Origin of the sequence: Streptomyces sp. NPDC000594 (genome assembly GCF_040299965.1) — a bacterium.
Classification (GTDB): Bacteria; Actinomycetota; Actinomycetes; order Streptomycetales; family Streptomycetaceae; genus Streptomyces.
In genome coordinates, this window is the sequence record NZ_JBEPCY010000006.1 from 301972 (window position 1) to 322048 (window position 20077).

The following is a 20077-nucleotide window of genomic DNA, read 5'->3' on the forward strand; positions in this document are numbered from 1 at the left end:
GGTGGCCGGGGGCGACACCCGGGACGCCCTCCGTGTCCTCGTGGTGACCGCGGTGGCGGCGGAGGCCGAGGCCGTCGCCGCCGGCCTCGGTGCGCCCGGCTCCGTACCCGGCCTCTCCGTACGGACCGTCGCGGGCGGGGTCGGACCGGCCGCCGCCGCCGCGGCCACCACCCGTGAGCTGGTCCGGGCCGCCGCCGACGGCGCCCCGTACCGGCTGGTCGTCTCGGCGGGCATCGGCGGCGGGTTCGCCCCGCACGCCCCCGTGGGCTCCCTGGTCGTCGCCGACGCCATCGTCGCCGCCGATCTGGGGGCACAGACCCCCGACGGCTTTCTCACCGTGGCCGAGCTGGGCTTCGGCCGGGCCGTCCACCATCCGCCCGCCGCGCTCGCCGCCCGTGCCGCCGAGGCCACCGGGGCCCGGTGCGCGCCCGTGCTGACCGTCTCCACCGTGACCGGGAGCGCCGCCCGCGCCGCCGAGCTGAGCGGGCGTCACCCCCGGGCCGCCGCCGAGGCGATGGAGGGCTTCGGGGTCGCCGAGGCCGCCGCCGCCGAGGGGGTGCCGGTGCTGGAGGTCCGCGCCGTCTCCAACCCGGTCGGGCCGCGCGACCGGACCGCCTGGCGCATCGGGGAGGCCCTGGCGGCGCTGCGGACCGGCTTCGCCGCGCTGGCCCCCGTCCTCGCCACCGCCCCCGCCGACACCACCGCCGACACCACCGTGGTGACCGCCCCCGCCCCCGTTCCCGTATCCGAGGAGCAGCCGTGAGCCTGCGGATCGCCTACTCGCCCTGCCCCAACGACACCTTTGTCTTCGACGCCCTCGCCCACGGCCGGGTGGCGGGCGCCCCCGCGCTCGATGTGACCTTCGCCGACATCGACATCACCAATGGCATGGCCGAGCGCGGCGAGGGCGATGTCCTGAAGGTCTCGTACGCCGTACTCCCCTGGGTCCTGGACGAGTACGCGCTGCTCCCCTGCGGCGGCGCGCTGGGCCGGGGGTGCGGCCCGCTGGTGCTCACCCGGGAGCCGGGGCTCGATCTGACCGGGCGGACGGTCGCGGTGCCGAGCGAGCGTTCGACCGCGTATCTGCTCTTCCGGCTCTGGGCCGCCGACCGGGTCCCGGGCGGTGTCGGGAAGATCGTCGTCCTGCCGTTCCACGAGATCATGCCCGCGGTCCGGGACGGCCGGGTGGACGCCGGGCTGGTGATCCACGAGGCCCGTTTCACCTATCAGGGGTACGGGCTGCACCGCCTGGCCGACATGGGCGAACACTGGGAGGACATCACCGGGCTGCCCATCCCGCTCGGCGCGATCATCGCCAGGCGGTCGCTGGGGACCGAGGCGCTGCGGCGGCTGGCGGAGTCGATCCGTACCTCGGTCCGGATGGCCTGGGACGATCCGGAGGCATCCCGGCCGTATGTGCGCGAGCACGCCCAGGAGATGGATCCGGCCGTCGCCGATCAGCACATCGGACTGTATGTGAACGAGTTCACCGCCGACCTCGGGGAGAGCGGCTACGCGGCGGTACGGGGGCTGCTCACCCGGGCCGCGGCGGAGGGTCTGGTGCCGCCACTGGCGCCGGGGGCCCTGGATCTCGTCTGAGGATCTCGTCCGAGACGGGAGCCTCCGCGAGGCATGGCCCCCGGGGTGCGCGGTCGGCGGGCGCGGCCGGTCCGGGCGGACCGGCCGCGGCTCACACGTCGAGCTGGTCCGCGACCGCGCGGAGCATGTTGGCGATCTTCGCGCCCTGGGGCTTGTCGGGGTAGCGCCCGCGCTCCAGCTGCTGGGTGACGTTCTCCAGGAGGGTCGTCAGGTCCTGCACGATGGACGCCAGCTCATCGGGCTTGCGGCGCTGGGCCGCGGCGACCGACGGCGTGGGGTCGAGGACCGTCACGGAAAGTGCCTGGTCACCGCGCTGGCCGGCGACCACGCCGAACTCGACGCGCTGGCCGGGCTTGAGGGAGTCGACTCCGTCGGGCAGCACTGACGAGTGGACGAAGACGTCACCGCCGTCGTCGCGGGAGAGAAAGCCGAAGCCCTTCTCGCTGTTGAACCATTTGACCTTGCCGGTAGGCACGTCTGTCCTCGTCATTCGTACTCGTCGGGGCGCTGGAGCCGCCGGGAGGGCCTGTCGTCGTCGTCTCGGCCCTGGAAGCACCACAGCGGGTCGTGTGACCCGCCCAACCCAAGGCTAATGGTCCAGGGGCGGCTGACAAGACGTCGCCGATCGGTTCCTCCTCGTGGGGAACTACCCTGGCCGGATGACTGCTACTCCTGACGCCCCCGGTGACGGGCTGGTCCGCATCGGCGGCATCGTCTTCATCGTCGGCGCGGTGGCCACACTCGTCACGATGGCCCCGCTCTTCCTGGGAACCGACCCGTTCCCGCCCATCGCCTACGGCGTCTGCATGCTGATGGGCGTCGGCTTCGCCGTCGCCGGAGTGGGCGTGATGCGCTCGATCGCGGCCCAGCGGCGCGCGGCGCGGGCCCTTTCCTAACCGCGCGCCGGGCGCTCCCCGGCGAGATGGGCGCGGAGCCAGCCGGGGAACTCGGTGAGATCGGCGAGAACCGTGTCCGCACCGGCTTCACGCAGCTCAGCGGCGGTGCAGGGGCCGGTGGGCACCACGACGGAGCGCGCTCCGGCGGTATGCGCCCCCCGGATGTCGCCGAGGTGGTCGCCGACATAGACCCCGGCCCCGTACGCCCGCAGCGCCTCGGCCTTGCCCTCCGCCCAGAGCCCGCCGACCACGGCGTCCGGGGCGATACCGAGGTGGTCGAGGTGGAGCCGGGCGTTGGGCTCGTACTTGGCGGTGACGACGATCGCCCGGCCGCCCGCCGCGCGAACGGCCGCGACCGCCTCACGTGCACCGGGAAGCGCGGTGCTCGGCTCGATCGCGTACGCGGGGTAGAGCGCGCGGTAACGATCGCCCATGGCCTGAATCTGATCACCGGGGAACCAGTGGGCCAGCTCCTGCTCCAGCGGGGGCCCCAGCCGGGAGACGGCGAGGTCGGCGTCGACCCACACCCCGGTCTCCTCGGTGAGCGCGCGGAAGGCGGCGTGGATGCCGGGGCGGCTGTCGATCAGGGTCATGTCGAGGTCGAAGCCGACGGTGATGACGGGAGCGTCCGGGTCGGCGGGCGCGGACGGGACCGGGGCCGGAGCGGGCGTCAGCGACTCGGGGGACGTCAAGGGCTCGGAGGGCGTCAGCGGCTCGGGGGGCGTCGGGGAGGAGTTCACTCCGCCATTGTGCCCATCCGTGGCCTTTACACCCGCCCTCTATAGTTAGCCAAGCCTTACCAACTCCTCACCTGTACGTCCTTTCCGGCATGTTCGGAGCACCCGGCGCGTCGGTCCGTTCCACTGATGGGTTTCCATGTCAGCCAGACGCGCGCTCGCGGTCCGCCGCATCGGGTGGACGGCAGCCGCCGTCGTGGCCCTGGTGCTCGCGGCTCTGCTCAGTCTCGCGGTGGGGGCGCGCGCCATCGCGCCGTCCACCGTCCTCGACGCCCTGCTGAACGGCGGTTCCTCCGGCGACGCCCAGGTCATCACGGAGATGCGGGTGCCGCGCACCCTGATCGCCGTCATGGTCGGGGCCGCTCTCGCCGTGGCGGGCACCGTCACCCAGGGCATCACCCGCAATCCGATCGCCGACCCGGCCATCCTCGGCATCAGCCAGGGCGCCTCGGTCGGTGTCGTCCTCGCCATCGCCTTCGCCGGGGTGCACACCCTCACCGGCTATGTGTGGTTCGGCTTCACCGGCGCGGCCATCGCCTCCGTCGCGGTGTACGCCATCGCCTCCCGGGGGCGCGGCGGCGCGACCCCGGTGAAGCTGGCGCTCGGCGGCGCCGCCATCAACGCCCTGCTGGCCGCGCTGGTCACCGGCGTCCTCACCTCCAAGGCGGCGACGCTGGACGAGTTCCGCTTCTGGCAGGTCGGCTCGGTCGCCGGGCGGGACTCCGAGGTGGTCTCCCAGGTCTGGCCGTTCATGGTGGTGGGCGTGGTGCTGGTCGCCATGGCCGCCCGGGGGCTGGACGCGCTGGCCCTCGGCGACGACATGGCCACCGGGCTCGGGCAGAACGTCGCGGCGGTCCGGATCGTCGGCGGGCTCGGTGCGACCGTCCTGACCGGCGCCGGGGTCGCCGCCGCGGGGCCGATCGCCTTCATCGGTCTGGCCGTCCCCCACATCGCGCGGGCGCTCGTCGGCACCGACCACCGCTGGGTCCTGCCGCTGGCGGCGCTGCTGGGGCCGGTGATGCTGCTGGTGGCCGATGTGATCGGCCGGATCGTCTTCCCGCCGGGTGAGATACCCGCCGGGGTGACGACCGCGCTGATCGGCGTGCCCTTCCTGGTCTTCCTGGTCCGGCGAAAGGCGGTCCCCGCATGAGCACCCCCACCCTCACCAAGGACCCCAACCTCGCCAAGGGCCCCGCCCGGGGCATGCGCCCCGCCGGTTACACCGTGCTGCGCGCCGGGCGCGGCGCCTTGCTGCTCCACCGGCGCTCGGCCGTCGTGGTGGCCATCCTCTCGGTGGTGCTCGCCGCCGTGGTGGTCGTCTATCTCTCCGTCGGCGAGAGCACCGTCCCGCCCGCCGAGGTGCTGAAGGTCCTGCTCGGTCAGGAGACCCCGCACCAGCTGGTCGTCGGGGAGCTGCGGCTGCCCCGGCTGACGGTGGGTCTGCTGGTGGGCCTCGCCTTCGGCGTCGCGGGCGCGCTGATCCAGACCGTCGCCCGCAATCCGCTGGCCAGCCCCGACATCATCGGCATCAGCCAGGGCGCGACCGCGGTCACCGTCGCCGGACTGGTCTACGGGGTCACCTCGTTCACCCTGCTGCCGTACTTCTCGGTCGCGGGCGGGCTGCTCGCGGCGGCGCTGGTCTATCTCTTCGCCTGGCGCGGCGGGCTGCACGCGACCCGTTTCGTCCTCATCGGCATCGGCTTCGCGGTGGTGCTGCGTTCGGTCACCTCGCTGCTGTTGACCAAGACGGACCATGTGGTCGCGGCGCAGGCGCAGATCTGGATGACCGGCTCCCTCAACGGGCGCGGCTGGGAGGAGGCCCGCCCGCTGAGCTGGGCGCTGCTGGTCCTGCTGCCCGCGGTGGTGTGGGCGGCGTACGCCCAGCGGTCGGTCTCGCTGGACGACGACACCGCGACCGCGCTGGGCATCCGGCTGGGGCGGACCCGGGCGGGTCTGGTCCTGGTGGGTGTGGTGCTGGCGTCGATCGCGACGGGGGCGGCGGGCCCGGTGGACTTCGTGGCGCTGCTGGCGCCGCAGATCGCGCGCCGGCTGACCCGTACCGCACAGATCCCGCTGCTCAGCTCGGCGCTGATGGGCGCGGTGATCGTCGTCCTGGGCGATCTGATCGGCCGCAGGATGCTGGCCCCCACCGAACTGCCCGTCGGTGTGCTGACCGCCGCCGTCGGGGCCCCTTATCTGATCTGGCTGCTGATCCGCGGCCGTGCCTCGGGGAGGACATCGTGAGCAGACTGACCGCGCGCGGGCTGACGCTCGCGTACGAGGACCGTACCGTCGTCGAGGAGCTGGACCTGGCCGTCCCGGACGGCCGGGTGACGGTGATCGTCGGCCCCAACGCCTGTGGCAAGTCGACGACGCTGCGGGCGCTGGGACGGCTGCTGAAGCCGGCGGGCGGGGCGGTGCTGCTGGACGGCACGGAGCTGGCCCGGCTGCCCACCAAGAGGATCGCCCAGTCCATCGGGCTGCTGCCGCAGTCGCCGGTGGCGCCCGAGGCGATCACCGTGGCGGATCTGGTCTCGCGCGGGCGGCAGCCGCATCAGTCCTGGTGGCGGCAGTGGTCCGACGAGGACGAGCGGGCGATCACGGACGCGATGGAGCGTACGGATGTGACGGCGCTCGCGGACCGTTCGGTGGACGAGCTGTCCGGCGGGCAGCGGCAGCGGGTGTGGATCGCGATGGCGCTGGCGCAGGAGACGGAGGTCCTGCTGCTGGACGAGCCGACGACCTTCCTGGACATCGCGCACCAGGTGGAGGTGCTGGATCTGGTGCGCCGGCTCAACCATGAGCGGGGGCGGACGGTCGTCGCGGTCCTGCACGACCTCAACCAGGCGGCGCGGTACGCGGACCATCTCATCGCGATGAAGTCGGGCCGGATCGTGGCGGAGGGCCCGCCGGGCGAGGTCGTCACGGCGGAGCTGGTCGCCAAGGTCTTCGGCCTGGAGTCGGTGGTGGTCCCGGATCCGGTGACGGGGTCGCCGCTGGTCGTTCCGGGGATGCCGTACGGGGCGCTGCCCGGGCAGCGGTCCGGCGCGGCGGAGTAAGGGGTGTTCCGGGTGGGTCGTGGACCCACCCGGAGCGCGTCCGTCAGGCCCCGCCGGCCGGGCGCGCCTCGCGCCACATGCCCCACAGGGTCGGGCCGCCGCCCGGGAGCCTCACCTCGTGCCGCACGGTGAAGCCGAAGTGCTCGTAGACCGGGAGGTTGGCCTCCTTGGAGGACTCCAGGTAGGCGGGCATCCCGGCGGCGTCGGCCTGGGCGAGGCCGGAGCGCATCAGGGCACCGCCCTGGCCCTGGCCCTGGACGGCGGGGTCGGCGCCGATCAGTGCGAGGTACCAGTGGGGCTCCTGCGGGGTGTGCTGGGCCGCCGCGCCGACGGCGTCCCGGAACAGCTCGGCGCGGTCGCCGAGGAGCTTCTGCAGCTCCCCGATGGTCTCCGCGTCGGGCACGGCCTTCTCCGCCGCCTCCGGCGGCACCCAGAACGCGGCGGCGGAGCCGGTGCGTTCGCAGACGGCGCTGTGGACGTACTGCCGGGTGAAGATGGTCCCGAAGTAGGCGCTCAGGTCGGCCTCGCGGGAGGCGTCCTGGGGGAAGAACCAGCGCATCATCGGGTCGTCGTCGAAGGCGCGGGCGAGGGAGCCGCTGATGAGGGCGGCGTCATCCAGGATCGCCTTCTGGGGCGTGTTCGCTGTGGACATAGATGCATTCTGCATCCACCACCCCCCGCCCCAACCCCGGGGCCCCTCCCCCGCGATGGCCCTCGCAGGACGCTCCCACCCAAAGCCGGACGAAGGGCCCGCCGGGGGGTCCCGCCCCCGGACGGGCGGGCGAGGTAAGCCACCTGATGCCGGATCACCTCGGTCGGACACCGGGGCCGGGGTGCCATTTTTCAGCGGGCCAGGGTGCCAATTCTTAGCCCGTCCGGCGATTGAGGACGGACCTCGGCACCGAGCCACCTCGGGCGGACGTCGGGGCCAGCCCCGAACCCCGCTCCTCAATCGCCGGAGGGGCTTGATTTCGAGGCCCCCGCTCCTCAAACTCCCCCAGACTTCGTCCGGGGGGACCCCATGAGGCTTGAGTTTGAGGCCCCTAGCTCCTCAAACACGGGTAGAGCTGGTTTTTGAGGCCACCAGGGGTACGGGAAACGCATCCGCGCAGCGGGCCGGTCAGGGGCACGTGTGGTCGCGGCTCGGGCGGCTGCCCACCGCCAGGAGGGGGGTCAGTTCACGGGCCGCGCAGAAGTTGACGCGAGGGTCACCCGCAGGGACCTCGTCGCAGCTGACACCCGCGACGGTGTCCACCCCCGGCACCGGCACCGCCACCAGCTCGGCCAGCCGGCCGATGACAGGGTCCTGCGCGGGCGAGCCGACCCGTTCGCACCGCAGGGCCGTCGTCTCGGCGGCATGGGCGGGCGCGGCGGCCGCGAGGGCCGCGCCCAGGGCCAGTACGGCGGCGGCGGTCGGCGAGAGGAGGCGGTGGGCGGTCTTCTGCATGGCGCTGTCCTGTTCCCGAAGTGCGGTCCTGTTCCCGACGTCCCGACCGAGGGGGTCCCGAGTCGATGAGGTCCGAGCGAACGACCACTCTGGGCCCTCCGGCCGCCCGCCGGGCCCCGAGGGGCGGAAAACCACCCGAACGCGGCACGCGGACACCTCCCGGACGACGGCCCGAGCACGACGGGAAACGGTGCTCACGCCCGGCGGGACCGCCAGAGCAGAAAGAGCGCGGAGGCGACGGCCGCGCCCTTGATGGTCCAGGGCGCCGCGCCGGAGATCGCGTCGGAGAGGCCGCCGTCCGGCGGGATCGGCTCGCCCCAGCGGCCGTCCTCCCGGCCCCAGAGCCAGACCAGGGTCACCGCGACCGCCGCGCCCGGCATGCCCAGGACCGCCGTCCGGCGCTCGGTCTCGGAGAGCCGGCCGAAGCCCCAGGCCAGCAGCCATCCGAGCCCGAGGGCGATCCAGGAGGCGAGGACCGCGCCGGTGACCAGCAGCCCCGCCGCGAGGATCAGCACCAGGCCGCCCGCGCGGGGCACGGCGGCGGGCGCCTCCACCGTGTCCGGGGCCGGGGCCCGGCGCCGGAGCAGGGCGAGCACCCCCAGTACCCGCAGCGCGCCCCCGCCCCGCCGCGCCGGGGCCTCCTTCTCCACGGGGAGGTCCACCGGACCCTCCGCACCGTCCCCCTCGGCGTCGTCATCGCCGTCGGCGGCGTCGGCGGGGGGCTCCACCGGCCTGGGCGGCGCCAGTATCTCGGGGATCTCCACCCCGCCCGTGAACCCGGCGATCCGCTCCCCCGGCCCGAACGGCTGCGGGCCGGTGTGCCACCAGTCCGCCTCCTGCTCACCGGAGCCGAGTTCGTCCAGACCCGCCAGATGCGGGGGCCGCCCCCCGGCCGGCGGGGACGGCGGCACGGGCGGGGCGTCGGAGGCGGGGGCGGCCTTACGGGGACGCGGCAGCCGCATCCGTACCCCCGCGAAACCGGAGGAACCAGCAGAATCCTCACCGGACCCGTTCTCCGCCGAGGCCCCCGCCGCCCCCGAAGGCGGCCTGGACGTGCCCCACGACGGTTTGGACATACCCCACGACCGCCCGCCCGGGCCCGAGGACCGCCCGCCCGGGCCCGCAGACGGCGCGGACGGCACATCCGCGCCCCCCGGCTCCACCGGCGCACCCCCGCCCGCCGCCGTCACCACCTCGTCCGGCGTACCCAGCCGCCCCAGAATGCGGCGGACCGCCGCCGGACTGTCCGCCGACCCCCGCGCCCGCTCCCGGTCGATCTCCCCGCGCAACCCCGTGACCAGTTCCCGCCGTGCCCCCGACGGCAGTTGGCGCTGCTGGGCCAGATCGCCGACCCGGCTCAGATAGTCGTATACGAGCTGGTCGCTCTCGATCCCCACGGCCGCATCCCCTGCCAATCCCCGGACGGTACCCCCGGCGCTCCCGCCGTTCCCCGCCGACCGTAGCGCGCCCCCCGGGGCGGTGGGCACTGCCACCGCCCCCGTCAGCGACTAACGTGGGGCGGATGGGGACAACGCCCGCAGGACCCGAGGGAACAGACGAAGCCGACACCGCGACCAGAGGCGGCGGCGTTCCACGCACCCTGGCCGAGGCGCTGCGCGCCCGTACCGATGAAGAACTGGCCGCGCTGCTGCGCGTACGACCCGATCTGGTCAGCCCCGTACCGGGTGATCTGACCCAGCTGGCGACCCGTGCCGGCACCCGTGCCTCCGTGCTGCGCGCGCTGGAGCGGCTGGACCGTTTCACGCTCCAGACCGCCGAGGCGCTGGCCGTGGGGCCGGACCCGACCCCCTACCCCGTCCTGCTGCGACTGCTCGGCGGCGACGACGGCGATCCGCAGATCACCGCCACCCTCCCGGACGCGGTGGCGACCCTGCGCGCCCAGGCGCTGATCTGGGGCGGCGACGACCGGCTGCGGCTGGTGCGGACCGCCCGTGAGCTGCTGGCCCCGGCGCCGGGGCGCCCGTCGCCCACCGGTCTCGGACCGACGGTCGCCGAGGCCACGGCGGGCATGTCCCCGGGCCGGCTCCAGACCATCCTGGTCACGGCCGGGCTGCCCACCACCCACGACCCGGTCTCCGCGGTCGCCGCGCTGACCGCCCTCTTCACCGACCGGGACCGGATGGCCGCCCTGCTGGACTCCGCTCCCATGGAGGCGCTGGCGGTCCTGGACCGGCTGGTGTGGGGGCCGCCGTACGGGGAGGTCACCGCCGACCCCACACCCCCCGTGCGCTGGCTGCGGGACCGGGGGCTGCTGCTGCCCGCGTCCCCGCGCACGGTGGCGCTCCCGCGCGAGGCGGCGCTCTATCTGCGCGCCGGGCGGGCGCACCGCGAGCCGGAGCCGCTGCCACCGGAGCCGCAGCCCGCACACGGTGTCGCCGGGACCGGCCGTCCACAGGTTGTGGACAGCGCGGCGGCGGCCCAGGCGCTCACCGCGCTCTCCACCGTGGAGGAGCTGCTGCACGACTGGCACGAGGGCGGCCCGCCGGTGATGCGCGCGGGCGGTCTGGCGGTACGGGACCTCAAGCGCACGGCGACCGCGCTGGAGACCGGCGAGCCGATGGCCGCGTTCTGGCTGGAGGTGGCGTACGCGGCGGGGCTGATCGCCTCGGACGGCGACGCGGACGAGCGGTACGCCCCGACCCCCGTGTACGACGAGTGGCTGGACCGGCCGCCGGCCGAGCGCTGGGCGCTGCTCGCGGACGCCTGGCTCACCGCGAGCCGGGTCCCGGGCCTGGTCGGCGGGCAGGACGTCAAGGGCCGCCCGCTGGCCGCGCTGGGCCCGGGCCTGGACCGCCCGGCCGCGCCCGAGGTACGGGCCAGGGTCCTGGAGCTGCTGGCGACCCTGGAGCCGGGGACCGCCGCCGAGGCGGAGAGCGTGCTGGCCCGGCTCCGCTGGGAACGCCCGCTGCGGACGGGCACACCCGCCGACACCCCGCTGGACCCGCGCTCCCGGATCGCCGCGTGGACGCTGGGCGAGGCGGAGGCCCTGGGGGTGACGGGCCGGGGCGCCCTCTCCACCCATGGCCGGCTGCTGCTCGGCCTGCCGCCGGAGCCCGGGGCACCCCGCCCCGCACCCCTGACCGAACGGCTGCCGCTCACCACCGCCGAGCGGGGCGCCGCCCAGGCCGCCGCCGCCGTGGCGCTCGCGCCGATGCTCCCCGTACCGCTCGATCACATCCTGCTCCAGGCCGACCTCACCGCCGTGGCGCCCGGCCCGCTGGAGCGCCCCCTCGCGGAGACCCTGGCCGTCCTCGCCGATGTGGAGTCCAAGGGCGGTGCGACGGTCTACCGCTTCACCCCCGGATCGGTCCGCCGGGCGCTGGACGCGGGGCGGACCGCGACCGATCTGCACACCTTCCTGGCCACGCACTCCCGTACCCCCGTGCCGCAGCCGCTCAGCTATCTCATCGACGATGTGGCCCGCCGCCACGGACGGCTCCGGATCGGGGTCGCCTCCGCCTATGTCCGCTGCGACGACGACGCCCTGCTGGACGAGATCCTGGCGGACCGGCGCTCCCAGGGGCTGATCCTGCGGCGGCTGGCGCCGACGGTGCTGGCCTCGCAGATCGATCAGTCGTCGCTGCTGGAGGGGTTGCGGACGATGGGGTACGCGCCCGCCGCCGAGTCGAACGCGGGCGATGTGGTGATCGCCCGCGCCCATGCCCGCCGCACACCCCCGCGCACCCCGCCCGTACCGGTCCCGGAGAGCCCCCAGGCCCCCGAGCCCGTGCTGCTCACGGCGGCGGTCCGGGCCATCCGCGCGGGCGATCTGGCCGCGACGGTCGCCCGCGCCCCCGGCCCCGCCACGGCCGCCGCCCCGCGCCCGGGCGAGCTGCCCCGCTCCGCCCCGGCGGAGACCCTGGCGACGGTCCAGGCGGCGGTGATGACCGGTTCCACGCTCTGTATCGGCTATGTGAACGCGGAGGGGTCGGCGAGCCAGCGGGTGATCGCCCCGGTGCGGGTGGAGGGCGGCTTCGTGACGGCGTACGACCACACGGCGGACGAGGTGCGGACCTATCCGCTGCACCGGATCACCGGAGTGGCGGAGCTGGCGGACGAGCTGCCCTGATCCCCGCTACCGCCCGTCCCCGAAAATCGGTTGATCGTCTTCGTAGGCTGACCGCATGAGCGACACCCTCCGGCTGGAGAAGATCACCAAGGCCAATGTCGAGACCGCGATCGGTGTGCGGATCCGCCCCGACCAGGAACACCTGGTGGAGCCGGTCGCGCACTCGCTCGCCGAGGCGTATGTCCGCGGTGACACCGCCTGGCCCCGGCTGATCCTCGATGGTGACCGTGCCGTCGGCTTTCTGATGGCCTTCCTGGACATCGACTGGAAGGGCGACGGCTCGGGGGACCTCCGCTCCGGTCTGTGGCGGCTCAACATCGCCGCCGGGGAGCAGGGGCGGGGGTACGGCCGCTTCGCGGTGGACTCGGTCGCCGCCGAGATCCGCCGCCGGGGCGGCACCCGCCTCTTCGTCACCTGGCACCCGGGCCCCGACGGCCCCGAGGGTTTCTACCTGGGCCTGGGCTTCCGCCCCACCGGCGAGACCAGCGGCGGCCAGACCGTCGCCGTCCTCGACCTGCCCTGACCTGCTCTGACCTGCCCTGATCCGCCCGCACCCGCCTACACCCGCCGCACATCAGAGCGAGTGATAGGTCGGATCAACATTCGGTATTTGTGGCTTCGCCGTCCGGCGGAAAGACTCGTCGTCGGCTCCATGAGGAGCAGAACGATGGCGTCCGCGCCTCACCGCGTGGAGATCAGGACATCGGAGGCAGGCATGAGATCACTGTCGGGCAGGCTCGCGCGGACGACGGCCATCCTGGGGCTCACCGTGGCCGCGTTCGGCTCCACGGCGGTGTCGCCGGCCATGGCGGACAGCTCCGGTACGGCCGGCTGCACCCGCGCGTTCACGTTCCGGGGGTCCGAGGTCCAGGTGGACAACTGCTCGTCCGGCTGGGTGTGGGCCTGGGGCGGCAACACGGACAACTGGACCACCGTCTATGTGACGGACAACTTCAACCACAAGGGCGAGTTGCGGACCTGGCGGAACCAGGCTCAGCAGCGCAGTTTCACGGTCGTGAAGAGTTTCCATATGTGTGTGGGCGGAACGGTCGGCTGGGCGCCGCCCATTCCGTACCACTTCTGCACGGAGGAAGTGACCCTGTAGCGCCCGTCCCGGCAGACGGTGGCCCCGGCGAGAACCTTCGCGCGGGGCCACTCCCCTCGCGCCCCCGGCGGGCGTCCCGGACCCGCCTCAGAACGCCCCGGCGAAGGACGTGACCACCCACCACACCGCGAGGATCCCGATCACCATGTCCGTCAGCCCGTACGCCACCGTGCACCCCACCGCCGCCAGCACGACCCGCCGGGGCCGCAGCCGCTCCGTGCGCTCCCCGAACCAGCCCGCCCCCACCAGGGCCAGCGGCACCAGATAGCCCAGCAGGAACGCCGGCGGCCACCCCTCCCCGAAGGCGGCGAGATCGAGGTACGCCAGCCCCGGCACCGCCACCGTCCCCCCGGCGGGCGCCACCCACCACCACCGGTCCGCCCCGCCCCCGACACTCCCGGCCCCGGCCCGCGGCGGCACATATCCGTACGTCATGCCCCCACCCAACCGCCCCGCCCCCGGCCCCGGCAGCGTCCGCGTACTCACTCCCACGCGCCCGGATACTCAGGCACGCCCCCGTCGGTACGGCACACTGGAGGTTTGGCCTCCAGAATGTGGCCTCCAGAAAGGGCGCAGGTGTGAACGGACCCCTCATCGTCCAGAGCGACAAGACTCTCCTCTTGGAAGTCGACCACGACCAGGCCGACGCCTGTCGCCGCGCCATCGCGCCCTTCGCGGAGCTGGAGCGGGCGCCCGAGCACATCCATACCTATCGGCTGACCCCGCTGGGGCTGTGGAACGCGCGAGCCGCCGGGCATGACGCCGAGCAGGTGGTGGACGCGCTGGTCCAGTACAGCCGCTACCCCGTCCCGCACGCGCTGCTGGTCGATGTCGCCGAGACGATGGCCCGGTACGGGCGGCTGTCGCTGGTGAAGCATCCCGTCCACGGGCTGGTGCTGAGCAGCACCGACCGGCCGGTGCTGGAGGAGATCCTGCGGTCCCGGAAGGTCCAGCCGCTGGTGGGCGAGCGGATCGACCCGGACACCGTGGTGGTGCACCCCTCGGAGCGGGGGCAGATCAAGCAGGTGCTGCTCAAGCTGGGCTGGCCCGCCGAGGACCTCGCCGGATATGTGGACGGGGAGGCCCACCCCATCGAGCTGGCCGAGGACGGCTGGGCGCTGCGCCCCTATCAGCGGCAGGCGGTCGAGGGGTTCTGGCACGGCGGTTCCGGGGTGGTCGTCCTCCCCTGTGGCGCGGGAAAGACGCTGGTCGGCGCGGGGGCGATGGCCGAGGCCAAGGCGACCACGCTGATCCTGGTGACCAATACGGTCTCCGCCCGGCAGTGGAAGCACGAGCTGGTGAAGCGGACCTCGCTCACCGAGGACGAGATCGGCGAGTACAGCGGGACGAAGAAGGAGATCCGCCCGGTCACCATCGCCACCTACCAGGTGCTGACGACCCGGCGGAAGGGGATCTACCCCCATCTGGAGCTGTTCGACTCCCGTGACTGGGGCCTGGTCGTCTACGACGAGGTGCATCTGCTGCCCGCGCCGGTGTTCAAGTTCACCGCCGATCTCCAGGCCCGGCGGCGGCTCGGGCTGACCGCGACCCTGGTCCGTGAGGACGGCAGGGAGTCCGATGTCTTCTCCCTCATCGGGCCGAAGCGCTTCGACGCGCCGTGGAAGGAGATCGAGGCACAGGGCTATATCGCCCCCGCCGACTGTGTGGAGGTACGCGTCAATCTGACCGACTCGGAGCGGCTCGCGTACGCCACCGCCGAGACGGAGGAGAAGTACCGCTTCTGCGCCACCACGGCGAGCAAGCGGAAGGTGACCGAGGCGCTGGTGGCCCGGCACCGGGGTGAGCAGACGCTGGTCATCGGCCAGTACATCGACCAGCTGGACGAGCTGGGAGCGCATCTGGACGCCCCTGTGATCAAGGGCGAGACCTCGAACGCCCAGCGCGAGAAGTTGTTCGACGCGTTCCGGCAGGGCGAGATCTCGGTGCTGGTGGTCTCGAAGGTGGCGAACTTCTCGATCGATCTCCCGGAGGCGACGGTCGCCATCCAGGTCTCCGGCACCTTCGGCTCCCGGCAGGAGGAGGCGCAGCGGCTGGGCCGGGTGCTCCGTCCCAAGGCGGACGGGCATGAGGCGCGGTTCTACTCGGTGGTCGCGCGGGACACGATCGACCAGGACTTCGCGGCGCACCGCCAGCGGTTCCTGGCGGAGCAGGGGTACGCGTACCGGATCGTGGACGCGGACGAGCTGCTGGGCTGAGGGCCGAGGGGACACAGACGCTCCCCGGGCGGGGTGCCCAAGGGCGGGCGGGGGTCAGCGGCGGACGACGCCCGCGTCCCGCCCGTACTCCCCGAGGACCGCCACGCTGAACAGGGTGCCGACGAAAACCTTCACCGCGCGCATCGCACCGGCGGCGCCATGCGGGGTGTGGTTGTCCGAACCGGGGGCGGTACCGGTCTGGGGGGCGCTGGGGCTGAAGGTCGCTGTGCTCATGTACCCCATACTCCGCTTCCGGGGCGTCATCGGGCATCGGCCCACGGGCGGAAACGGATCACCGGTCCTCTACGACTCCAGGTATAGGGGTAATCCTCAGGGTGCGGCACCTGAGGAGGAGGGGAACGTCCTCCCTCCCGCCGACAACCGCGTGGCCCGATCCTCCGTCCGCTGGCTAGAATCCCCGGTCTTGCCCGCCTCCTGCCAGGAGCGCCGCCGCCCGGACGGAAACCGGGTGGCCCCGCCACGTACGCCCGTATCCATGCCGGAGGCCGTTCCGTGTCCGTACCCGTGCCCGCGCCTGTTCCCGTGCCTGTGTCCGATCCGAACCGTACGCCCGCGTCCCCACCCGACCCCCTCGCCTCGGAGCGCGCCCATCTCGCCTCCTCCCGCTCCGCCCTGCGCACCATGCGGGAGGACGTGGAGGCCCTGGACCTGCGGAATGTCACCGCGAACTGGGTCAACTCCGCCGTCCTCCAGGCCCAGATGGAGGTACGGATCAAGGAGCTGGCGGATCTCTCCCACACCCCGCTCTTCTTCGGCCGCCTCGACTACGCACCCGGCAGCCGCACCCCCACCGGAAGCATCGGAAGCACCGAGAACCCCGGGGACGACAGCGGGGACGAGGCCCACCGCTTCTACATCGGCCGCCGCCATGTCCACGATGCCCACGGCGACCCCATGGTCGTGGACTGGCGCGCCCCCGTCTCCCAGCCCTTCTACCGGGCCTCCCGCAAGGACCCCCAGGGCGTCGAGCAGCGCCGCCGCTTCGGCTACACCGCCGGCGAGCTGACCGCGTACGAGGACGAGCACCTCACCGACCCCACCGAGGACGACCGCACCAGCCGGCTGCTCCAGGCCGAGATCGAGCGCCCCCGGGTGGGCCCCATGCGCGACATCGTCGCCACCATCCAGCCCGAGCAGGACGAGATCGTCCGGTCCGGACTCTCCGGCACCGTCTGTGTCCAGGGCGGCCCCGGCACCGGGAAGACCGCCGTCGGCCTGCACCGGGTCGCCTATCTGCTCTACGCCCACCGTGAGCGCCTGGCCCGTACCGGCACCCTGGTCATCGGCCCCAACCGCTCCTTCCTCCACTACATCGAGCAGGTGCTGCCCGCCCTCGGCGAGCTGGAGGTGGCGCAGTCCACCGTGGAGGACCTGGTCTCCCAGGTGGAGGTCCGGGGCACCGACGACGCCACCGCCGCCGTGATCAAGGGCGACGCCCGGATGGCGACCGTGCTCCGCCGCGCCCTCCGTGCCCAGGTCACCGAGCCGACCGAGCCGGTCGTCGTGGTCCGGGGCTCACGCCGCTGGCGGATCCCCGCCTATGAACTCGCCGAGATCGTCGCCGAGTTGCAGGCCCGGGACATGCGGTACGGGGCCGCCCGCGCCGCCCTCCCGCAGCGGATCGCCCATGCCGTCCTGGTCCGTATGGAGGAGTCCGGCGAGGCCCCCGACGACCGGGTGCAGGACGCCGTCGCCCGCAACCCCGCCGTGAAGGCGGCGGTCAAGGCGATCTGGCCGCCGGTGGACCCGGCCCGGCTGGTGCTGCGGCTCCTCGGGGACCCCGCCTTCCTCGCCGAGCACGCCGACGGTGTCCTCACCGAGGACGAGCAGCAGGCGATCCGCTGGGCGAAGCCCGCCCGCAGCGCCCGTACCGCGAAGTGGTCCCGCGCCGACGCCGTCCTCGTCGACGAGGCCACCGATCTGATCGAACGGACCCACTCCCTGGGCCATGTGGTCCTGGACGAGGCCCAGGACCTCTCCCCCATGCAGTACCGAGCGGTGGGCCGCCGCTGCACCACCGGGTCGGCGACCGTCCTCGGCGATCTGGCGCAGGGCACCACCCCCTGGGCCACCGGCAGCTGGGCCGAGGCCCTGACCCACCTCGGCAAGCCGGACGCCGCCGTGGAGGAGCTGACCGCCGGTTTCCGCGTACCGCGCGAGGTGATCGCGTACGCCTCCCGGCTGCTCCCCCATATGTCCCCGGGCCTTGCCGAGGTCACCTCCGTCCGGGAGTCCCCCGGCTCCCTGGAGATCCGGCCCGTGGCGGGCGATCCGACGGCCGCCGCCGTGGCCGCCTGCGAGGAATCGTTGCGCCATGAGGGCTCCATCGGGCTGATCGCCGCCGACGATCTCGTCCCCGGCCTGGCGAAGGCGCTGGCCGCCGCCGGGCACACCCCGCTCGCCCCCGGTGAGGAGACCAACGCGCGCTCCCGGCTGACCCTGGTGCCGGTCTCGCTGGCGAAGGGTCTGGAGTACGACTACGTGGTCCTCACCGAACCCGCCGGGATCGTGGCGGGCGAGCCCGACGAACGGACCGGGCTGCGCAGGCTGTACGTGGCCCTGACCCGCGCGGTCTCCGGGCTGACGGTCCTGCACGCCGAGCCGCTGCCGGAGCAGTTGGGCTAGTTCGTCTCTTTCTCAGGCCGACCGGACCGGGTGTTCCGCCGGGTGTTTCCGCCGGGAGTTCCGCCCCACCCCCGTTGTGTGCGGGGCGGACCTCCCGGCGGCGCTCAGGAGCCGGCGACCGTGATCAGGAGCCGACGACCGCGCTCAGGGTTTCTTCCGGTCCGACGAGCACTCCGCCTTACCGGGATCGTCCAGGATCCGGTCGATGAGCCGCCGGTGGTACGAGCGCTCCCCGCTGCCCTCGTGGAACACATCCGCCTCCACCTCGCGGTCGGCGGGGACCACGATCAGCAGATTGTCCCCGGTCCGGAACTCGGTCCCGAGCTTGCTCCCCGGCTGGAGCGGAAGGTCGAGTTCGACCCGGTCGTCCCCGCGCTCCGGCTTGATCCGGTCGGTGAGGTCCAGCGTCAGCCGGACCCGGCCCTCCCCGCTCCCGGGGAGCAGGGTGACGATGTCGCCCTCCCCGATGAAACGGGCACAGGCCACCCACTCCTCGTCGGTCACCTCCCGCGCGGACCGTCCCCCCGAGGACAGGCCCTCCGGGTACGCCGGAGCCACCTGCGAGTCGGTCACCGCCTGCTTGGCGGAGGCCCCGCTGCCCATGGCACCGCCCAGCTGGTCACCGCCGACCGTCAGGGTCACCACCAACGCCACCGACGCCGCCACCGCGACCACGCCGAGATAGGTCCCGGGCCGCCGCCACCGGGACCGCCGTCCCTCCCTCTCGGCCGCCCGTCGCAGCGGGGTGACCTTCCCGTCCCGACCGGGCTCCGGGCGGCCCGCCTCCTCGCCGATGATCCCCAGCGCGAGACGCAGCCGGTCCTCCTGCTCCGGCGAGAGTTCCGATCCCTCCGACCCCTTCACGCCGATTCCTCCTCACGGTCCGGCCCCAGGACGTTCCGCAGTGCGGCCGTCGCCTTGTGCAGCCGGCTCTTGACCGTCCCCTCGGGCAGGTCCAGCAGCCGGGCGATGTCCTTCACCGGGAGATCCCCGTAGTAGCGCAGCACCAGCGCCTGCCGCTGGTTGGCGGTGAGCCGTGCCAGCCCGTCCGCGACCTCCAGCGCCAGGGTGCGGTGTTCCTGGGGATGTTCCACCGGGGGCCGGTACGACCAGCGCGCCGCGAGCCGTTCCCGCAGCCCGGTCTCCCGGCGGCGTTCGCGGTGCCAGTCCATGGCGACCCGGGAGGCGACCACCGCGCTCCACGCCTGCTCGTCGCGGATGCCGCCGTCCCCGTCCCCCTTGCGGGCCCGCTCCTCCAGCAGTTTGAGGCGCACCTGCTGTACCCCGTCGTCCAGTTCGTCCCAGGGCATACCGCTCATCAGCAGCACCGCACGCAGCCTGCCGCTGTCCCCCTTCCCCAGGGCGACCACGGTCGCCGGTGGGGTGTCGCCGCGTCTTCCGCGCATCCTCCGCCCTTCCCTTTGCCGTACGACGGAGAAGGCGCCGGAAACGTTCACCCCCGCTTCCCGGGGCAGGGCGCGGGCTCGGGTCCGTACTCCCGCTCGCCCGGTTTCGCCGCCGTCAACTCCGCGACCAGGAGATCTGCGGTCCGGCCGTGCAGACGCTCCGCGAGCGAAGCCCCGTCGAGGGAGGTGGGCGGCTTCCCCTCGACCCTCGGCACCTCCCGTATCCCGCCCTCGTGCTCCCCGTTGCCGAGGGTCCCGCCGTCGAACGGGAGCATCGCGCCGTCGCCGACGGGATCCCAGCTCGCGGGCTCCCGCTCGGCACCCTTCGCGCACCGGGCCTCGCTCCAGTGGAGGGCGAGGACATAGCGGTGGCCCGGTTCCAGCCGGGGTTCGCCGCTCACCCGCGCCGAGGCGCGCCGGGACGGGTCGCCCTCGAAGTGCCAGCCCTGTACCTGCCGTTTCCACCGCTCGGGCACCTTCCGCTCCATCCCCGGCCGGGACCACAGCACCTGCTCGGTCCGCAGGACCACCTCACGGCCGATGACCCCGGCGCCCTTGTCGATCTCCTTCCGCGAGGGTGGGATCTCCGACTGCGACCGCACCGAGACGACCACCGCGTGATCGGCGTAGGTCACCCAGTCCTCCGCCGAGTGGCTGGGCCGGACGTACTCGGCGGTGAGGACCGGAGCGATCACATCGGGGTGGTCCGACACGATCGGATCGGGGTGGTCCGCCACGACCTCGGGGCGGTTCACCGCCCCCGGGGCCTTCCACTCCGGGCCCCGTACGGCCCATAAGGCGGAGACGGAGACCGTCCCCGCGACCACGACGGCCGAGCCGATGAGCCAGGTGCGGCGCTTCATAGGGTGTTCCTCC

Annotated in this window: 21 protein-coding genes; 11 read left to right on the forward strand and 10 right to left on the reverse strand. The window is 73.6% G+C overall.

Annotated elements, in window-relative coordinates:
- Position 1 precedes the first annotated feature (1 nt).
- Together ABT354_RS12590 and ABT354_RS12595 are read left to right on the forward strand one after the other, a co-directional pair.
- The gene (locus ABT354_RS12590; protein ID WP_351492512.1) at positions 2-763 is read left to right on the forward strand and encodes a futalosine hydrolase; all 762 of its coding nucleotides are present in this window, start codon (positions 2-4) and stop codon (positions 761-763) included.
- Positions 760-1599, forward strand: coding sequence for a 1,4-dihydroxy-6-naphtoate synthase (locus ABT354_RS12595; RefSeq protein WP_351492514.1), 840 nt, complete (start codon positions 760-762; stop codon positions 1597-1599). Before ABT354_RS12590 ends, ABT354_RS12595 begins: the two co-directional genes overlap by 4 nt.
- A 91-nt stretch (positions 1600-1690) precedes the next feature.
- On the opposite strand, the gene ABT354_RS12600 is transcribed toward ABT354_RS12595, so the two are convergent.
- Complete coding sequence (locus ABT354_RS12600) at positions 1691-2074, reverse strand: cold-shock protein (protein WP_351492516.1); 384 nt, start codon at positions 2072-2074, stop codon at positions 1691-1693.
- Between the two features lie 184 nt (positions 2075-2258).
- On the opposite strand from ABT354_RS12600, the gene ABT354_RS12605 reads away from it, so the two are divergent.
- Positions 2259-2495: a hypothetical protein gene (locus tag ABT354_RS12605; protein ID WP_351492518.1), complete on the forward strand. Its 237-nt coding sequence runs from the start codon at positions 2259-2261 to the stop codon at positions 2493-2495.
- On the opposite strand, the gene ABT354_RS12610 is transcribed toward ABT354_RS12605, so the two are convergent.
- Positions 2492-3169, reverse strand: coding sequence for an HAD family hydrolase (locus tag ABT354_RS12610; RefSeq protein ID WP_351492634.1), 678 nt, complete (start codon positions 3167-3169; stop codon positions 2492-2494). The genes ABT354_RS12605 and ABT354_RS12610 overlap by 4 nt on opposite strands.
- 202 nt (positions 3170-3371) lie before the next feature.
- Here ABT354_RS12610 and ABT354_RS12615 point away from each other — a divergent pair, with 202 nt between their 5' ends.
- From ABT354_RS12615 to ABT354_RS12625, 3 genes are read left to right on the forward strand one after another with little or no spacing between them, the layout of a single operon-like run.
- The gene (locus ABT354_RS12615; protein WP_351492520.1) at positions 3372-4382 is read left to right on the forward strand and encodes a FecCD family ABC transporter permease; all 1011 of its coding nucleotides are present in this window, start codon (positions 3372-3374) and stop codon (positions 4380-4382) included.
- Entirely contained in the window at positions 4379-5476 is a 1098-nt protein-coding gene (locus ABT354_RS12620) for a FecCD family ABC transporter permease (protein ID WP_351492522.1), read from the forward strand. Before ABT354_RS12615 ends, ABT354_RS12620 begins: the two co-directional genes overlap by 4 nt.
- Positions 5473-6291: an ABC transporter ATP-binding protein gene (locus tag ABT354_RS12625; RefSeq protein ID WP_351492524.1), complete on the forward strand. Its 819-nt coding sequence runs from the start codon at positions 5473-5475 to the stop codon at positions 6289-6291. The genes ABT354_RS12620 and ABT354_RS12625 overlap by 4 nt, the downstream gene beginning before the upstream one ends.
- A 43-nt stretch (positions 6292-6334) precedes the next feature.
- Here ABT354_RS12625 and ABT354_RS12630 read toward each other — a convergent pair whose 3' ends face one another.
- The 3 genes from ABT354_RS12630 to ABT354_RS12640 all read right to left on the reverse strand — a co-directional run bounded on the left by ABT354_RS12630 (position 6335) and on the right by ABT354_RS12640 (position 9153).
- Positions 6335-6943, reverse strand: a complete 609-nt coding sequence (locus ABT354_RS12630) for a GNAT family N-acetyltransferase (RefSeq protein WP_351492526.1) — start codon at positions 6941-6943, stop codon at positions 6335-6337.
- A 468-nt stretch (positions 6944-7411) separates the two neighbouring features.
- A complete protein-coding gene (locus ABT354_RS12635; RefSeq protein WP_351492528.1) occupies positions 7412-7738 on the reverse strand; it encodes a hypothetical protein in 327 nt (108 codons plus the stop codon).
- A 194-nt stretch (positions 7739-7932) separates the two neighbouring features.
- Positions 7933-9153: a hypothetical protein gene (locus ABT354_RS12640; protein WP_351492530.1), complete on the reverse strand. Its 1221-nt coding sequence runs from the start codon at positions 9151-9153 to the stop codon at positions 7933-7935.
- A 107-nt stretch (positions 9154-9260) separates the two neighbouring features.
- Here ABT354_RS12640 and ABT354_RS12645 point away from each other — a divergent pair, with 107 nt between their 5' ends.
- The 3 genes from ABT354_RS12645 (at position 9261) to ABT354_RS12655 (ending at position 12933) form a co-directional block, all read left to right on the forward strand.
- Positions 9261-11828, forward strand: a complete 2568-nt coding sequence (locus ABT354_RS12645; protein ID WP_351492532.1) for a helicase-associated domain-containing protein — start codon at positions 9261-9263, stop codon at positions 11826-11828.
- Positions 11829-11883: 55 nt separating this feature from the next.
- On the forward strand, positions 11884-12351 hold the full coding sequence (locus tag ABT354_RS12650) for a GNAT family N-acetyltransferase (RefSeq protein ID WP_351492534.1): 468 nt from the start codon (positions 11884-11886) through the stop codon (positions 12349-12351).
- Between the two features lie 192 nt (positions 12352-12543).
- Positions 12544-12933: a hypothetical protein gene (locus tag ABT354_RS12655; RefSeq protein WP_351492536.1), complete on the forward strand. Its 390-nt coding sequence runs from the start codon at positions 12544-12546 to the stop codon at positions 12931-12933.
- Positions 12934-13020: 87 nt separating this feature from the next.
- Here ABT354_RS12655 and ABT354_RS12660 read toward each other — a convergent pair whose 3' ends face one another.
- Positions 13021-13368, reverse strand: coding sequence for a hypothetical protein (locus tag ABT354_RS12660; protein WP_351492538.1), 348 nt, complete (start codon positions 13366-13368; stop codon positions 13021-13023).
- Between the two features lie 143 nt (positions 13369-13511).
- On the opposite strand from ABT354_RS12660, the gene ABT354_RS12665 reads away from it, so the two are divergent.
- The gene (locus ABT354_RS12665; protein ID WP_351492540.1) at positions 13512-15149 is read left to right on the forward strand and encodes a DNA repair helicase XPB; all 1638 of its coding nucleotides are present in this window, start codon (positions 13512-13514) and stop codon (positions 15147-15149) included.
- A 54-nt stretch (positions 15150-15203) separates the two neighbouring features.
- Here the strand turns inward: ABT354_RS12665 and ABT354_RS12670 are convergent, their stop codons facing one another.
- Complete coding sequence (locus tag ABT354_RS12670; RefSeq protein WP_351492542.1) at positions 15204-15383, reverse strand: hypothetical protein; 180 nt, start codon at positions 15381-15383, stop codon at positions 15204-15206.
- Between the two features lie 408 nt (positions 15384-15791).
- Here ABT354_RS12670 and ABT354_RS12675 point away from each other — a divergent pair, with 408 nt between their 5' ends.
- Positions 15792-17795 (forward strand): HelD family protein, encoded by a 2004-nt coding sequence (locus ABT354_RS12675; protein WP_502983401.1) that lies wholly within the window; start codon positions 15792-15794, stop codon positions 17793-17795.
- Positions 17796-17939: 144 nt separating this feature from the next.
- Here the strand turns inward: ABT354_RS12675 and ABT354_RS12680 are convergent, their stop codons facing one another.
- Genes ABT354_RS12680 through ABT354_RS12690 form a run of 3 tightly spaced genes read right to left on the reverse strand, consistent with a single transcriptional unit; the run spans position 17940 to position 20064 of the window.
- Complete coding sequence (locus ABT354_RS12680) at positions 17940-18659, reverse strand: hypothetical protein (RefSeq protein WP_351492546.1); 720 nt, start codon at positions 18657-18659, stop codon at positions 17940-17942.
- Positions 18656-19201: an RNA polymerase sigma factor gene (locus ABT354_RS12685; RefSeq protein ID WP_351492548.1), complete on the reverse strand. Its 546-nt coding sequence runs from the start codon at positions 19199-19201 to the stop codon at positions 18656-18658. The genes ABT354_RS12680 and ABT354_RS12685 overlap by 4 nt, the downstream gene beginning before the upstream one ends.
- A 47-nt stretch (positions 19202-19248) precedes the next feature.
- Positions 19249-20064 carry a hypothetical protein gene (locus ABT354_RS12690; protein ID WP_351492550.1) on the reverse strand — a complete coding sequence of 272 codons (816 nt, stop codon included), beginning with the start codon at positions 20062-20064 and terminating at the stop codon, positions 19249-19251.
- Between the last annotated feature and the right edge of the window lie 13 nt (positions 20065-20077).

Coding starts and splice junctions, on each gene's coding strand:
- ABT354_RS12605 (WP_351492518.1), top strand. CDS start 2,259: ATGACTGCTACTCCTGACGCCCCCGGTGACGGGCTGGTCCGCATCGGC.
- ABT354_RS12615 (WP_351492520.1), top strand. CDS start 3,372: ATGTCAGCCAGACGCGCGCTCGCGGTCCGCCGCATCGGGTGGACGGCA.
- ABT354_RS12620 (WP_351492522.1), top strand. CDS start 4,379: ATGAGCACCCCCACCCTCACCAAGGACCCCAACCTCGCCAAGGGCCCC.
- ABT354_RS12630 (WP_351492526.1), bottom strand. CDS start 6,943: ATGTCCACAGCGAACACGCCCCAGAAGGCGATCCTGGATGACGCCGCC.
- ABT354_RS12635 (WP_351492528.1), bottom strand. CDS start 7,738: ATGCAGAAGACCGCCCACCGCCTCCTCTCGCCGACCGCCGCCGCCGTA.
- ABT354_RS12645 (WP_351492532.1), top strand. CDS start 9,261: ATGGGGACAACGCCCGCAGGACCCGAGGGAACAGACGAAGCCGACACC.
- ABT354_RS12650 (WP_351492534.1), top strand. CDS start 11,884: ATGAGCGACACCCTCCGGCTGGAGAAGATCACCAAGGCCAATGTCGAG.
- ABT354_RS12655 (WP_351492536.1), top strand. CDS start 12,544: ATGAGATCACTGTCGGGCAGGCTCGCGCGGACGACGGCCATCCTGGGG.
- ABT354_RS12660 (WP_351492538.1), bottom strand. CDS start 13,368: ATGACGTACGGATATGTGCCGCCGCGGGCCGGGGCCGGGAGTGTCGGG.
- ABT354_RS12670 (WP_351492542.1), bottom strand. CDS start 15,383: ATGAGCACAGCGACCTTCAGCCCCAGCGCCCCCCAGACCGGTACCGCC.
- ABT354_RS12675 (WP_502983401.1), top strand. CDS start 15,792: ATGCGGGAGGACGTGGAGGCCCTGGACCTGCGGAATGTCACCGCGAAC.
- ABT354_RS12685 (WP_351492548.1), bottom strand. CDS start 19,201: ATGCGCGGAAGACGCGGCGACACCCCACCGGCGACCGTGGTCGCCCTG.
- ABT354_RS12690 (WP_351492550.1), bottom strand. CDS start 20,064: ATGAAGCGCCGCACCTGGCTCATCGGCTCGGCCGTCGTGGTCGCGGGG.